The sequence below is a fragment of the Paraburkholderia sp. A3BS-1L genome, assembly GCF_051125215.1.
Taxonomy (GTDB): Bacteria; Pseudomonadota; Gammaproteobacteria; order Burkholderiales; family Burkholderiaceae; genus Paraburkholderia.
Genome location: NZ_CP120445.1, coordinates 21736 through 36677, shown reverse-complemented (window position 1 = coordinate 36677; position 14942 = coordinate 21736). Strand labels below are relative to the sequence as shown.

The following is a 14942-nucleotide window of genomic DNA, read 5'->3' as shown; positions in this document are numbered from 1 at the left end:
AAGAATCAGGCCGAAACCCAAACCTGGCCGTTTTCCACGCGTGCGGCAAACGCATTCACCGAACGCACGGGGTCCTCGAGGCACTCGCCGGTCGAGAGATCGAAATGGTGCTTGTAGATGGGCGACGCCACGACGATGCGCTCGCCCAGGCTGCCCACGAGTCCGCGCGAGAGCACCGCGGCCTGCGAGTTCGGGTCGTAGTTGCCGATGGCGAACACGCGCGCGTCGCCGTCGTCGATATGGAACACGGCGATCTGCTCGCCCCCTACGAGCGCGCACACACCCGTGTTGGGCACGATGTCGTCGAGTTGGCAAACGGGAACCCAGGTGTTTTGCGCGATTGCGTGGCTGGCGATGTGGCTCATTTCGTACTCCTCGTAAGTGAAGGGACTCGGTAACACTCAAACCGCTTCGATGACAACGGGAATTTCGGCAAGCGCCTGGTGCTGCGCACGCACCGGAATGTGCTGGCGCTCCTCGGGCGTGGCGGGGCGAATCTGGCCGCGCTCCTCGACGAAGGTCACGTGCTGGTCGCCCGCGTCGCTATTGACGAAGTGGCGGAAGCGCCTGCGCGTTTGCGGATCGGTCACGGCCTTCTTCCACTCGCACTCGTAGGTATCCACCACGAGCTGCATCTCCGCTTCCAGTTCCGCAGCGAGGCCCAGCTTGTCGTGCACGACCACATCGACCAGATAGTCGAGGCCGCCTTCGAGGTTGTCGCGCCACACGCTCGTGCGCTGCAGGCGGTCCGCCGTGCGCACGTAGAACATCAGGAAGCGGTCGATGTAGCGGATCAGCGTGGCGCGGTCGAGATCGGACGCGAGCAGTTCGGCGTGACGCGGTTTCATGCCGCCGTTGCCGCACACGTAGAGATTCCAGCCGCGCTCGGTGGCGATGATGCCGATGTCCTTGCCCTGCGCCTCCGCGCATTCGCGCGTGCAGCCCGACACGCCGAACTTGATCTTGTGCGGCGCGCGCAAGCCTTTGTAGCGGTTCTCTACTTCGATCGCGAGGCCGACCGAATCGCCCACGCCGTAGCGGCACCACGTCGAGCCCACGCACGACTTCACGGTGCGCACGGCCTTGCCGTAGGCATGCCCCGATTCGAAGCCCGCGTCGATCAACTCCTCCCAGATGAACGGCAGATGTTCGACACGCGCGCCGAACAGGTCCACCCGCTGGCCGCCCGTGATCTTCGTGTAGAGGCCATACTTCTTCGCCACCATGCCCACGGCGATGAGGCCCTCGGGCGTGACTTCCCCGCCCGGCATGCGCGGCACGACCGAATAGGTGCCGTCGCGCTGAATATTGGCGAGGTAATAGTCGTTCGAATCCTGCAGGCTCGCGTGCTCCTTCTTGAGCACGAACTCGTTCCAGCACGAGGCCAGAATGCCGCCCACCACCGGCTTGCAGATATCGCAGCCGAGCCCCTGGCCGTGCTTCGCGAGCAACGCGCCGAAGGTCTTGATGTTCTCCACGCGCACGAGGTGATAGAGCTCCTGGCGCGAATACGGGAAGTGCTCGCAGAGGTGATTGTTGACGGCCACGCCCTGGCGCCGCATCTCCGACTTCATGATCTGCGTGACGAGCGGCACGCAACCGCCGCACGACGCGCCCGCGCAGGTCGCGGCCTTCATCGCGCCGATGCTCGTCGCGCCTTCGCGCACCGCCTCGCAGATCCGCGCCTTCGAGACGTTGTTGCACGAGCAGATCTGCGCCTCCTCGGGCAGCGCCTCCACGCCGAGCGCGGGCTTGGCCTTGCCATCGGCTTGCGGAAGGATCAGAAACTCGGGCGATTCGGGCAGCTCGATGCGGTTGAGCATCATTTGCAGCAGCGTGCCGTATTCGCTTGCATCGCCCACCATCACCGCGCCGAGCAGATGCTTGCCGCATTCGGACACCACGATCTTCTTGTAGACCTCGCGGCGCTCGTCGGCGAAGCGGTAGGAGCGGCTGCGCGGCGTCTTGCCGTGCGCGTCGCCAATACTCGCCACGTCCACGCCCATCAGCTTGAGCTTCGTGCTCAGGTCCGCGCCTTCGAACGCGCTTGCCGCGTCGCCCACGAGCGTCTTTGCGACGATGCGCGCCATATCGTAGCCCGGTGCCACGAGGCCGAAAATCTGGCCTTGCCACAGGGCGCATTCGCCAATCGCGTAGATATCGGGGTCGCTCGTGCGGCAAGCGTCGTCGATGACGATGCCACCGCGCACGCCCACTTCGAGCCCGCAGGCCCGCGCGATCTCGTCGCGCGGGCGTATGCCGGCCGAGAACACGATCATGTCGGCTTCGAGATGCGTGCCATCGGCGAACTCCATGCGGTTGGCGGCGCTTTCGCCATCGACGATAGCAGTGGTGTTTTTCTGCGTATGCACGCTCACGCCCAGCGCTTCGATCTTGCCGCGCAGCATGCGGCCGCCGTCTTCGTCGACCTGCACGGCCATCAGCCGCGGCGCGAACTCGACCACGTGCGTATCGAGCCCCAGGTCGCGCAGGGCCTTCGCGCATTCGAGCCCGAGCAGACCGCCGCCCACCACCACGCCCGACTTCGCGCTGGCGCCACGCGAGCGCATCGCCTCGAGGTCCTCGATGGTGCGATAAACAAAGCAGTCCGTACGATCGTTGCCTGCGATCGGCGGCACGAACGGCGACGACCCCGTCGCGATCACGAGCTTGTCGTATGAAAGCGTCTCGCCGTTGGACACGCTTACGGTCCGCGCCGCGCGATCGATTGCAACAGCCTTCGCGTCCAGCACGAGGCGCACACTGCGGCGAACATCGTCGCGCTCGAAGAATCCGTCGCTCACGAGCGAGAGATCCTCGGCGGACTTGCCGGCGAAGAATTCGGAGAGGTGCACGCGGTCATATGCGGGACGCGGCTCTTCGCAGAGCACCGTCACGCGCAGGTTCCGCACGCTTGATGCTGCGGCGTCGGCGAGCACGCACTCCAGAAATTTGTGGCCCACCATGCCGTGACCGATGACGACGATGTCCAGACCGTCCACTGCGAGCGTTGATTGCGTCATGCCTGTAGCCCCTGCCCAATAAAAAGGCGTCCCGCGAATCTGGCTCGCGAGAAGCCAGACTCGGGGGACGCCGTTGCCCTGAGATTGAATCGATTTGCACTGCCACGCTGCAACATGGCAGCCGGATCGCCGGCCGCCGGATCGCCATTGATCCTGTTCGCGGATCGTTATGCAAGCACCGTGCCAATTCGCGCAAAATCTCCACAAGCCCCGCATGGCGGGGCGCACGCGAATTTCTACGCGGCCTGGTTCCCACGAACCATGGTGCGCCGCGACGGGGCCCGGCACAAATTTGGTGCCATGCAGCACGCTTGCTGTGCGCGTTCGGTGCGCCACGGCGATGCATTCGCACAGCTTGTCAAATCGGTGCACGCCCGCGAGAGGCGGCGAAGGGGACGGGCATCGACCGATTCGTTGCGCGCTGGTCTGGAATTTGCATGAAGGCATCAACGAACAAACTGAACCAACGCGAAAGGACAAACATGAATCCGACGGGCAAGGTCACCTTATTGAGCGCAGGTCCCGGCGACCTCGACCTGCTGACCCTGAAGGCGGCCAGAGCGCTCGCATGCGCCGACGTCGTGCTGCTCGACGACCTCGTGAATCCCGAGATTGCGTCGCTCGCCCCGCAGGCGCGCGTGATCAAGGTCGGCAAGCGCGGCGGCTGCCGTTCCACGCCGCAGGCGTTCATCGAGCGTCTCATGCAGCGCCATGCGCGCAAGGGCCTTCACGTGGTGCGCGTGAAAGGCGGCGAGGCGCTGCTGTTCGGCCGCGCGGGCGAAGAACTCGCGGCGCTGCGACGAGCGCAGATTCCTGTGGAGATCGTGAACGGCGTGTCGTCTGCATTTGCGGCAGCGGCGGGCCTCGGCGTATCGCTTACTCATCGCGACCACTGCCAGGGCGTGATTTTCGTGACGGCGCATTTGCGCGACCACAGCGAACCGGACTGGCGCGCGCTCGCCGCCACGCGCATGACGCTCGCGATCTATATGGGGATGAGCCGCATCGAGACGCTGTGCGCGACGCTCGCACAAGCACTATCGAGCGAGACGCCGGCTGCCGTGGTGCAATGGGCCGGCACTGCGAACGAGCGCCGCGTGACGGGCACGCTCGGCACCATCGCCGCTGCGGCGACGCAAGCGGAACTCGGCAGCCCGGCCATCATTCTCGTGGGAGATGCGATTGGGGAGGCGGTTACGCTGGCTGCGTTCGACGCGCAGGTGTCGCTATTGCGCAGCGCGTAGCGAGGAAGCGACCGCCCTATTCGCCGAGGTTGAGAAGATTCGAAATGGCCCGCGCCAGACCATCGGGGTTGTCGTACGCAATCATATGCTCGGTGTTGGCCACGAGTTCAACGGTACAGCCGGCTTGCTCGAATTTCGCAATCTCGTCGCGCGTTGCCGCATCGGAAAGGACCACGCCTTTTATCGCGTTCAGCCTGGCCAGATCATCGAGCCAATGGCTCGAATTATCTTCGATGGCCGACTGGGCCCATTGATGGATGGCATAAGGCGACGCCACGGAAAATGGCCCCAGCCACGCATCGTTGCCGCCTTGGGTTTTCAGTTGCGCCAGCAAATGCGCAAACCCGCCGTCGACGAATTGCTCTTCTGTCTGCGACGCAATTTCGGACAACCTAGCAATGCCGTATTCGGTCAGCCCCGGTTCGCACAGTATAAGCGTGCGCATCTGAATCGGCGGCGTCTGTGCGAGTTTCAGTGCAACGAATGCACCGGCGCTGTGGCCGAACAGGTTCACGCGCGAGCAACCGTGGCTCTCGACAAAGTCCGACAAGACTGCTGCCTGCGCTTGCGAATGATAATGTCCGTCCCGTGGCTTGTCGCTAAAGCCCGAGCCCATGAGATCGACCAGCAACGACCTGCGCTTCGCGTACGAATGAGCGCTGACTACGGGCGGGTAATCGCTGCTCGAGGCGCAGCCCAAACCGTGAATATAAACGAGCGGCTCAAAAGCCTCACGCCCGGAATGCAGATCGAAATAGCGAAGAACATTGCCTCTTTCGTCGATAACGAACTCATCCATCCTCGGTCCTTGGTCCTGATACCCACGCGCGCCGCTACGCCGTCTCCCTCCGCCCCAACACTCTTTTTGCCGCAAGCAAAGGGAGCCGCAAGCCGAAGCCGCCCAGAAGCCGCAGATGCATCCCCGTCAGCAGCAGGTTGTCGCGCACGTAATTGAAATGCGAAACGCCGCCCTCGTGCGCACTGAAGTAGCGCACCGGCGCCTCGATCTGGATAGGCTGCACGCCGGCCCAGCAAAGCCGCACCGCCGCTTCGGGATCGAAATCGAAGCGGCGCATCCACGCATGGCGCTGCATGATCGTCTTGAGCGGCTCGATCGGATAGACGCGAAAGCCGTAAAGCGAATCGCCAATCCCGGCCCACAGCGTTTCGATATCCGCGAACAGATTCGAAAGGCGTCGCCCCTGCACGCGAACCCAAGGCGCGCTCGCGTCGAATTTGGGCCGGCCCAGCACCATCGCATCGGGCTGCGCCTGCGAAGCGGCCATGAAGCGCGGAATCAATTCGGTCGGATGCTGGCCGTCGGAATCCAGCGTGAGCACGTGCGTGAAGCCGCACGCCGCCGCGGCCTCGATGCCCGCGAGCACCGCGCCGCCCTTGCCGCAATTGGTGGGCAGCACCATCACGCGCAGTCCCGGGTCGTTCGCCGCCATTGCCTGCAGGCGCTCGGTGCTGCCATCGGTGCTGCCGTCCACGACCACCCAGACGGGGTTCCAGCACGCGCGCGCAGCGCGCACGGTCTCGTCGACCTTGAAGCCCGGGTTGTAGCTCGGAATCAGGACGAGATGCGTGGATGAAACGGCCGGCGTGGACATGGAAGCGAGCGATTGCATGAAACGAAATACGGACAAGGCGATGCTGCCCCTCGAGCGGCATCGAGCGCGTTCAGCGCACGCGATTGGCCTCCACGCAGGCGGCCAGCGCGCCCAGCGTCGCGAAGATCTTTTCGTTATCGGGATTGTCGGAGCGCAGTTCGAAGCCGTACTTCTTCGAGATCAGCAGCGCGATCTCCAGAATGTCGATGGAGTCGAGCCCAAAGCCCTCGCCATAGAGCGGGGTGTCTGCGCTCACGTCGTCGAGCGAGACGTCCTCGAGATTCAGTTCGCCGACGATCAGCGCGGCAAGCTCTTTTTCCAGTGCGTTCATCATGCGTGCCCGACAGCTGGCGCACAGGCGGCGCGCAACCGGCGACACGGCGCACGCATCGCACGTGCTCCCCGCCGCCCCTCCCGGCGCCTGCCCGGTGCCCCACCTGTCTGATTTTGGGGTTCGTTTAGTAAAAGTTACGCGGATTCTAGACGATGGGTATCGGGGCGTATACGGTGCTCGCCGCTGAAAGGTTACAAGGGGTCGGACGCGCGCCGCGCCAATTCAGGGACGCGAACGCGCCAGACGCTTGCGCGGCATTGCGCGCATCCGGTTCGGACGCCCGCACAGCTGCGCGCGAGGACATACAAACGGTTACAAACCGGGGGCGCGCCATTCCGGCGATGGTCCGTCGCCATCTTAAAATATGCGTGTCGCCCTCGTGCGACCAGCTATTCCTACGACATATATGTTGCGCGCGGGCATCAAAGTGCGTGAATAACCGTCCGCTACCCGTCATGAGAGAACTGACTGGTCGCATTCCCACCCATGGAGCCGAACTCGCCGTGCCGCACCCGCCCTGTTGCTTTCGCCTCGAACCGGACCCCGTTCCGGTAAAATTGCCGGTTTGCCTCGCGGCCACCGGCGAGGCCGGCGTGCGGGGCGCGCATCCTGGACAACACATGCGCGAGGCTCATGGCCGGCAGCGCCGGCCCGGAGGACTGCGATGAGCACGCTCGCAGGCTTCGCGCGCGCGGCGCTCGCGGTTGGGGCGGTGGTCGCGTACCAGATCCTGGCTCATCACGCGGTGGCCACACCCGGCGAGCACGGTTTCGGGCTCGCCATGGCGCTGGTGCCGCCGCTGGCCATTGCGCTGGTTGCGGCGGCCCGTTCGCCGCGCCGGGGCTGGCTGCTGCCGCTCTGGGCGCTCGCGGCCGCCGCGTTGTGGGCCGCGCGCATGCCGCTTGCGCGCCATTTTGAATGGGGCCTGTACATCGAGCACGTGAGCTTCAATCTCGGGATGGCGCTGGTGTTCGGCCGCACGCTCGCCAAGGCGCGCGTGCCGCTTTGCACGCAGTTCGCGACGATGATTCATGGCTCGCTCACGCCGGCTGTCGCGCGCTACACGCGGCAGATCACGGTCGGGTGGACGGTGTTCTTCGTCGCCATTGCCGCGGTTTCGACGCTGCTGTTCGCCGCCGCGCCGACCGTCGCCTGGGCGACCTTCGCCAATTACCTGGCGTTGCCACTGGTGGGGGCGATGTTCGTCGTCGAGCACGCGTGCCGGCGCCTCGTGCTGCGGGGCGAGCCGTCCGCCCGCATGCTCGATGCGATTCGCGCGTACCGGCAATCGTCGGCTCGCGGTTACGCCGGGCATCCGAACCACGCGGGCCGAACGGTCCACCCGTGCCATGAGTGAATCCCCGCGCGACTGGCGGCGCGCAGCAGCGCCGCCCCCTGTTTCCGGTTCAACTGAAGTTATGTCGACTTATCCGCTCGTTTTTCACGCTTCGCCCCACCAGATCATTGCCTGGCGCGACGGCTCGCCGGTCACGGCGCGCGCGTTCCTCGCCGAGGTCGCGCGAGTGGCCGCTGCGCTGCCGCCGGGCGCACACGTGTTCAACGTCTGCCGCGACCGCTACCGCTTCGCCGTGAGCCTGTGCGCTGCGCTGGTGGCGGGGCGCATCAGCCTGCTGCCGTCCACGCAGACGCCGGAGATGGTCCGCCAACTCGCCTCGTTCGCACCCGACGCGTTCTGTCTGCACGACAGCGCCGATTGCACCATCGACCTGCCGCGCTTTCGCTACCCCGACGCCGCGCCAGCCGCCTCCGACATCAGCTCGAACGACAACGCGCAGGACGACGCGCCCCTCGATGTACCGCAGATCGACGCGTCGCGCATCATGGCCTGCATCTTCACCTCGGGCTCAACCGGTGCGCCAGTGCCGCATCGCAAGACCTGGGGCTCGCTGGTGGCCAACGTGCGCGCGTCGGCCAAACGCCTCGGGCTGCCCGAGGCGGGCGCCGCCACCCATACCGTGGTGGGCACGGTGCCGCCGCAGCACATGTTCGGCTTCGAATCGACCGTGCTGCTGGCGCTGATCGGCGGCCTTGCGTTCAGCAACCGGCAGCCGTTCTATCCGCTCGATATCCGCGCCGAACTGGAGGCCGTGCCGCAGCCGCGCGTGCTCGTGAGCTCACCCATCCACCTGCGCGCGCTGCTCGCGAGCGACGCGGCGCTGCCGGAAGCGGCGCTCGTGCTCTGCGCCACCGCCCCGCTCGCCGAAAAGCTCGCCCGCGAGACCGAGACGCGTCTGCACGCGCCGCTCGTGGAGATCTATGGCAGCACCGAGACGGGCCAGATCGCGACCCGGCGCACTGCGCAGGGCGCGACGTGGGAACTGATGCCGCACGTCCGCCTGGAGGCGCGTGCAGCGGCAAGTAACGAGCGCGACGATAGTGACGAAGGGCCGACGTTCTGGGTCTCGGGCGCTCACGTGGAAGAACCCATGCCGATGGGCGATGCGCTCGAACTGCTCGACGAGCGCCACTTCCTGCTGCATGGGCGCAAGGCCGACCTCATCAACATCGCGGGCAAGCGGACTTCGCTCGCCTACCTGAATCATCAGCTCAACGCGATCCCGGGCGTGGCCGACGGCGTGTTCTTCATGCCGGACTCGGCCGCGCTCGCCAATGCCAACGCGCGCGCCGATCGCGAAGGCACAGGCGCGGTCACGCGCCTCGCCGCGCTCGTCGTGGCGCCCACGCTCACGGCCGCCAGCGTGCAGCGCGCGCTGCGCGAGCGCATCGACGCCGCATTCATGCCGCGCCCGCTAGTGTTCGTCGAGTCGCTGCCCCGCAACGAAACCGGCAAGCTCCCGCACGACGGGCTCGCGGCGCTCATCGCACAGCACGCGCGTGAAACAGCGGCGGCGGCAGCGGCACAGGCAAGCCGCGCCAGTTGCACAAGCAGCACCGCCTCCGCGCGCTCCTTCACGATTCCCGCCGATCACCCCGCGCTGCCTGGCCACTTCCCAGGCCATCCGATCGTGCCTGGCGTCGTGCTGCTCGACCACGCCATCGACGCCATCGGTGCGGCCCTGAACCGCCCGATGCAAGCGTGGCGCCTGAGCGCCGCGAAGTTCCTGAGCCCGGCCTGGCCGGGCGAGGCGCTCGATCTCGACTTCGACGCCACGGCCAGCGGCGCGATCCGTTTCACCGTGCGCGCGGGCCAGCGCGACGTGGCGAGCGGGACGCTGTCCACCGAACCATCCCCCGTCCCAAGGACGGCCGCCTCACCAGCGTGCGCCACGCGCGCAGGCTCGCAGGAAGGGCTTCAACCATGACCAGGCGCACCGACTGGGCCCAACGCCAGGAGCGCGGCAGCGCGCTGCTGCTGCGCGCCATGACCTGGCTTTCGCTGCGCCTCGGCCGCACCGCCGCGCGCGGCCTGCTGCATCTGATCGCCGTCTATTACGTGCTGTTCTCGCCGCGCGCGCGCGCCGCCTCGCGCGACTACCTGCGCCGCGCGCTGGGCCGCCCCGCCCGATGGAGCGACATCTACCAGCACGTGTTCACCTTCGCGACGACGATCCACGACCGCATCTATCTGATCAACAATCGCTTCGATCTGTTCGACATTCGCCCGCAGGGGCACACGCTCGTCGACGCCGCGCTCGCGAAAGGACGCGGCGCGTTCCTGATGGGCGGCCACCTCGGCAGCTTCGAGGTGGTGCGCGCGCTGGGACGCACGCGGCCCGGCATGCGCGTAGTCGTGACGATGTTCGACGAGAACGCACGCAAGATCAACGCGACGATCGGCGCTGTGAACCCAACCGCGCAGCCGGAGGTGATCGCGCTCGGGCAAGTCGATTCGATGCTGCAGGTGAACGAGCGGCTCGACCGGAACTGCCTCGTGGGCATGCTCGCCGATCGCACGCTGCTTGCCGACGCCGCCAGCTCCACGCGCCGCATGGCCTTTCTCGGCGATCCCGCGGCGTTCCCGCTCGGGCCTCTCTACATGGCCGCGATGCTCAGGCGTCCGGTGATCTTCATGACCGGTTTGTATCGCGGCAGCAACCGCTACGACGTGCACTTCGAGCTGGTCGCCGACTTCACCGATACGCCGCGCGAAGCGCGCCGGGCCGCCGTCGATGCGGCGCTCGTGCGCTACGTCGCGCTGCTCGACAAGCATTGCCGCGCGGCGCCGTATAACTGGTTCAACTACTTCGACTTCTGGCAGACCGCACAAGCGGACCAGGCCGAGAAGAAGCCGCAACCGGCCCAACCGGCGCCGGCCACCCAGGCGGCAAAAGCAACGCCGGCGCATGCGGACATTGCCGCGCGCGTCGCCAGAAACGCCTATGCGACGAACCGCGCCGACACCGCTCGCGCGCGACGCAGCGCAGCAGCGCACGCGGGCCTTGCCGCCCGGGAGACTTCCGACGCATGAGCGCCATCCGCAGTTTCGTCCGCCCGTTCATCGGCCAGCGGCTTGCGCGCCGCGTCGTCGCGTGCGCGATGAGCGCAAGCGCCGTGACCGCGCTTACGTTCGCGCCCGCCGTGCCGGCGCTCGCAGCCCAGGCAGCACAAGCGGTACAAGCGGCACAAACAGCACAAACGCCCGACACCTCCGCCTGGTCGCTCGACCGCCTCATGTCCACGCTCGCCCAGCACAAGTCGGGCCGCGCCGCGTTCACCGAGACCAAATACCTCGCGATCGCCTCGCAGCCGATCGAATCGTCGGGCGAGCTGGTGTTCGTCGCGCCCGACCATCTGGAGAAAAACACGCTCGAGCCCAAGCCCGAGCATCTCGTGGTGGACGGCGACATGCTCACCGTCGAGCGCAACCAGCGCAAATACACGCTCGCGCTCGCGCGCTATCCGGAGCTGGGCGCGTTCATCGAGAGCATCCGCGCCACGCTCACGGGCAACCGGCCCGTGCTCGAACAGACGTATCAGGTCGCGCTCACCGGCAGCGGCCAGAACTGGACGCTCACGCTCACGCCGCGCGATTCGCGCATGCTCAAGGCGGTGAGCGCGATCACGCTCGAAGGCGCCGGCGACGCGCTGCGCAGCGTGGCGATCCAGCAGGCGGGCGGCGATCATTCGCTGATGCGCCTGCGCCCGCTGCCCGCGTCGGCGGCGAATTGAGCTCTGAATTGAGCCCAACCCACCGGTAAGCAGGCAGCCGCGCGCATGGACGATCGCACCTCGCCAACCTCGCCAACGCAGCAAGCCCGAGGCTTGCGCGCGCTCGCACAGGCGCTGCAGCGCCACGCAGTGCTCGTGTGGCTGCTGTTCCTCATCGCCTGCGCGGGAATCATCGCGCGCACCCATTTCAGCACCGACCTTTCCGCGTTCCTGCCGCGCTCGCCGAGCGCCGGCCAGCGCGTGCTCGTCGATCAGTTGCGCGACGGCGTGGTCTCGCGGCTGATTCTCGTCTCCATCGCCGGGGGCGTTCCCAACGGTTCCAACGATCCCAGCAACAACACCGATGCCGCCGCGCGCGCCCAGCTCTCGCGGCAAGTCGCGGCCCGGCTGCGCGCCGACCCGCGCTTCGCGGCGGTCCACAACGGCGAAGCCGTGAACGACGCGCGCGATCAGCAATTCGTGTTCGCGTACCGCTACGCGCTGAGCCCGGCGGTCACGCCGCAGCGCTTCACGGCCGGAGGCCTGCATGCGGCGCTGGGCGAAAGCCTCGACTTGCTGAGCTCGTCGGCGGGCCTCGTCGCCAAGGACTTGCTGCCGCACGACCCGACCGGCGAAGTCGCCGCGCTGGTCGGCGAGCTCGACAGCGCCGCGCAGCCGGCAAGCCGCGACGGCGTGTGGGCCTCGCGCGACGGCACGCGCGCCGTGCTGGTCGCGCAGACCGCCGCAGCAGGTTCCGATACCGACGCTCAGGCCAGCGCCATCGATGCGATCCGCAGCGCGTTCGACGCGGCCACGCGCGCGCTGCCGAAAACCTCGGCTGCTTCCGCTGTTTCCGCCTACCGGCTGGAAATGACCGGCCCCGGCGTGTTCTCGGTGGATACGCGCGACGCGATCCGCCACGACGTCCAGCGCATCTCGGCCCTGAGCCTCTTGCTGATCGTCGCGCTGCTGCTCACGCTCTACCGCTCGCCGCGCACGCTCGCGCTCGGCCTCGTGCCCGTGCTCTCGGGCGTGGCCGCGGGCATCGCCGCGGTGAGCCTCGCGTTCGGCACGGTCCAGGGGCTCACGCTCGGCTTCGGCACGACGCTGATCGGCGAAGCCGTCGATTATTCGATCTATCTGTTCGTGCAGTCGGCCGAGACGCGTTCCGGGCGGCGCTCGCGCGATACCCTGCGCGCCTGGGTCGCCGCTTACTGGCCGACGATCCGGCTTGGCGTGCTCACCTCGGTATGCGGATTCGCATCGATGCTGTTCTCCGGCTTTCCGGGCCTCGTGCAACTGGGCGCGTATTCGATCGCGGGGCTCGTGACGGCGGCGCTCGTCACGCGCTTCGTGCTGCCGCGCCTGCAAGGCGGCGCCGTGACGATTCGCGACACCTCGCGCGTCGGCGGCTGGCTCGCCTCGGCTGCACAGGCCGCGCCCCGTCTGCGCTGGCCCCTGCTGGCGCTGACGCTGGCCGCCGTCGCGGTGCTCGCCATGCATCGCGGCGATCTGTGGAGCCGCGAGCTCGCTTCGCTGAGCCCGGTCCCGGCAGCGAGCCAGGCGCTCGACGCGCGGCTGCGCGCCGACGTGGGCGCACCCGACGTGCGCTATCTGGTGGAGATTCCCGCCGCCAGCGAGCAGGCCGCGCTCGAAGGCGCGGAGAAGATCGGCGCGCAACTGCAGCCGCTCGTCGACCAGGGCGTGCTCGCGGGCTTCGAAAGCCCGGCGCGCTATCTGCCGAGCGACGCCGCGCAGCGCGCGCGCCTCGCGAGCCTGCCCGATGCGGCCACGCTCGCCGCGCGCATGCGCGAGGCCGTCGCGAATCAGCCGATCAGCATCAAGCCCGAGGTCTTCGCGCCGTTCCTCGCCGACGCCGAGGCCGCGCGCAACGCGCCCTTGATCACGCGCGCGGACCTGCGCGGCACCTCGATGGCGCTGGCCGTCGATGCCTTGTTGACCGAACGCGAAGGCCGCTGGCGCGCCATGCTCGCGCTGCGCGCGCCCGATGGCGCGGCGGCGCGCGCGAGCGGATCGAGCCTCGACACCGCGCCGATCAGCGCCGCCGTCGCGCGCGCGGGCGTGCCCGGCGCGCTGTTCGTCGACCTCAAGGCGGAGGCCGACGGTCTCTATGTGAACTACGTCCACGAGGACATCCGCCTCTCGCTCGCAGGCTTCGCGGCGATTGCCGTGCTACTGGCGTTCGCGCTGCGCTCGCCGCTGCGCGCGGCACGCGCGCTCGCGCCGCTCGTCGCGGCGGTGCTGGTAGTGGCCGCGTGCTTCGCGCTCGCGGGCGTGCCGATGACCATCCTCCATCTGGTCGGCATGCTGCTGATCGTGGCAGTGGGCTCGAACTATGCGCTGTTCTTCTGCAAGCCCGCGGCCCGCGCGGCGAACGAACCGGCGCATGGACCGTTGCATGAACCGGCAAGCGCGCCGCACATCACGCCGCAGACGCTGGTTTCGCTGCTGGTCGCCAATCTTGCGACGGTCGCGGGCTTCGGCCTGCTCGCGCTCTCGCGGGTGCCGCTGCTCGAAACCTTCGGCCTCACAGTCGGCCCCGGCGCGATGCTCGCGCTCGCCTTCGCCGCGATTCTCGCACCGCAGCCGCGCTCGTCTGCCACGGGACTGCGAGGCCACGAGGCATACCGCGCATGAACACGCCTTCGACACTCGCACCGCAGCCGGGCGCGCCGCGCCGCTGGAAACCCGCGCCGCTGATCACGGGCTCGGCGGCGCTGCATGTGGGCGCGGCGGCGGCGCTGCTGGCCCAGCCGTCGACCTGGCCCTGGGCGGTGGGCGGCGTAGTCGCCTCGCATCTTGTGCTGACGGCAGCGGGACTCTGGCCGAGGAGCGCGCTGCTCGGGCCCAACTGGACGCGCCTGCCGCACGCAGCGGAGGGCGGCGACGACCGCCGCATCGCCCTCACCATCGACGACGGCCCCGACCCCGAAGTCACGCCGCACGTGCTCGACCTGCTCGACCAGCACGGCGCGCGCGCGACGTTTTTCTGCATCGGCGATCTGGCGCGGCGGCACCCGCGCTGCGTGGAGGAGATCGTGGCGCGCGGCCACGCCATCGAGAACCACAGCCAGCGGCACCGGCACAACTTCTCTGTCTGCGGGCCGGGCGCGCTGCGGCGCGAGATTGAAGCCGCGCAGCGCACGCTCACCGAGATCAGCGGGACGCGGCCGTACTTTTTCCGCGCGCCGGCGGGCCTGCGCAATCCGTTTCTCGAACCGGTGCTGTGCGAGTTCGGCCTGCAACTGGCGAGCTGGACGCGGCGCGGCTTCGACACGCGCGAGCACGACGGCCACAAGGTCGCGCAGCGCCTGCTGGACGGCCTGGCGCCGCTCGACATCCTGCTGCTGCATGACGGCCACGCGGCGCGCGGCCCGGGCGGCAAGCCCGTGGTGCTCGATGCGCTGCCCGAGGTGCTGCGCGCCGCCGCGAGCGCGCAGCTACGCTGGACGACGCTACGCGACGCCCTCTCCCTCGCCCCGGCGACGCTGAACACCGCAGCGAACCCAGCGGCGGCGGCCGACGGCCGCCCGCCAGCCCGGCTCCCAGGCCGAAACGGAGCCGACCACCCCCCATTTGATAAAATTTGATAAGAATCAATACCCGAACGGGCTCCCGTTTGAGACCTGCGCTTCAG

Annotated in this window: 11 protein-coding genes and 1 pseudogene; 7 read left to right on the top strand and 5 right to left on the bottom strand. The window is 67.9% G+C overall.

The features are described from left to right. Nucleotides 1-5 precede the first annotated feature (5 nt). Both nirD and nirB read right to left on the bottom strand, forming a co-directional pair. Nucleotides 6-365, bottom strand: coding sequence for a nitrite reductase small subunit NirD (nirD, locus tag P5W99_RS31050; RefSeq protein WP_434666019.1), 360 nt, complete (start codon nucleotides 363-365; stop codon nucleotides 6-8). A 36-nt stretch (nucleotides 366-401) separates the two neighbouring features. Next, on the bottom strand, nucleotides 402-2993 hold the full coding sequence (gene nirB / locus P5W99_RS31045; protein ID WP_421028779.1) for a nitrite reductase large subunit NirB: 2592 nt from the start codon (nucleotides 2991-2993) through the stop codon (nucleotides 402-404). Nucleotides 2994-3505: 512 nt separating this feature from the next. Here nirB and cobA point away from each other — a divergent pair. Then, nucleotides 3506-4267, top strand: coding sequence for a uroporphyrinogen-III C-methyltransferase (cobA, locus tag P5W99_RS31040; RefSeq protein WP_421028466.1), 762 nt, complete (start codon nucleotides 3506-3508; stop codon nucleotides 4265-4267). A gap of 16 nt (nucleotides 4268-4283) precedes the next feature. Here the strand turns inward: cobA and P5W99_RS31035 are convergent, their stop codons facing one another. The 3 genes from P5W99_RS31035 to P5W99_RS31025 all read right to left on the bottom strand — a co-directional run bounded on the left by P5W99_RS31035 (nucleotide 4284) and on the right by P5W99_RS31025 (nucleotide 6211). After that, the gene (locus P5W99_RS31035; protein ID WP_421028465.1) at nucleotides 4284-5066 is read right to left on the bottom strand and encodes an alpha/beta fold hydrolase; all 783 of its coding nucleotides are present in this window, start codon (nucleotides 5064-5066) and stop codon (nucleotides 4284-4286) included. A gap of 34 nt (nucleotides 5067-5100) precedes the next feature. Beyond that, nucleotides 5101-5880, bottom strand: coding sequence for a glycosyltransferase family 2 protein (locus tag P5W99_RS31030; protein ID WP_421028464.1), 780 nt, complete (start codon nucleotides 5878-5880; stop codon nucleotides 5101-5103). 70 nt (nucleotides 5881-5950) lie between these two features. After that, nucleotides 5951-6211 carry a phosphopantetheine-binding protein gene (locus P5W99_RS31025; RefSeq protein WP_035529598.1) on the bottom strand — a complete coding sequence of 87 codons (261 nt, stop codon included), beginning with the start codon at nucleotides 6209-6211 and terminating at the stop codon, nucleotides 5951-5953. 667 nt (nucleotides 6212-6878) lie between these two features. Here P5W99_RS31025 and P5W99_RS31020 point away from each other — a divergent pair. The 6 genes and pseudogenes from P5W99_RS31020 to P5W99_RS30995 all read left to right on the top strand — a co-directional run bounded on the left by P5W99_RS31020 (nucleotide 6879) and on the right by P5W99_RS30995 (nucleotide 14895). Continuing rightward, entirely contained in the window at nucleotides 6879-7571 is a 693-nt protein-coding gene (locus P5W99_RS31020; RefSeq protein WP_421028463.1) for a hypothetical protein, read from the top strand. A 61-nt stretch (nucleotides 7572-7632) separates the two neighbouring features. Beyond that, on the top strand, nucleotides 7633-9498 hold the full coding sequence (locus P5W99_RS31015; RefSeq protein WP_421028462.1) for an AMP-binding protein: 1866 nt from the start codon (nucleotides 7633-7635) through the stop codon (nucleotides 9496-9498). Next, nucleotides 9495-10436, top strand: a pseudogene (locus P5W99_RS31010) (acyl-CoA synthetase); the annotation flags it as partial. The gene P5W99_RS31015 and the pseudogene P5W99_RS31010, both read left to right, overlap by 4 nt. A 164-nt stretch (nucleotides 10437-10600) precedes the next feature. After that, nucleotides 10601-11305, top strand: coding sequence for an outer membrane lipoprotein carrier protein LolA (locus P5W99_RS31005; protein ID WP_434666015.1), 705 nt, complete (start codon nucleotides 10601-10603; stop codon nucleotides 11303-11305). Nucleotides 11306-11350: 45 nt separating this feature from the next. Continuing rightward, nucleotides 11351-13942 (top strand): MMPL family transporter, encoded by a 2592-nt coding sequence (locus P5W99_RS31000; protein WP_421028460.1) that lies wholly within the window; start codon nucleotides 11351-11353, stop codon nucleotides 13940-13942. Beyond that, nucleotides 13939-14895 carry a polysaccharide deacetylase family protein gene (locus tag P5W99_RS30995; RefSeq protein WP_421028459.1) on the top strand — a complete coding sequence of 319 codons (957 nt, stop codon included), beginning with the start codon at nucleotides 13939-13941 and terminating at the stop codon, nucleotides 14893-14895. Before P5W99_RS31000 ends, P5W99_RS30995 begins: the two co-directional genes overlap by 4 nt. Nucleotides 14896-14942: the final 47 nt, after the last annotated feature.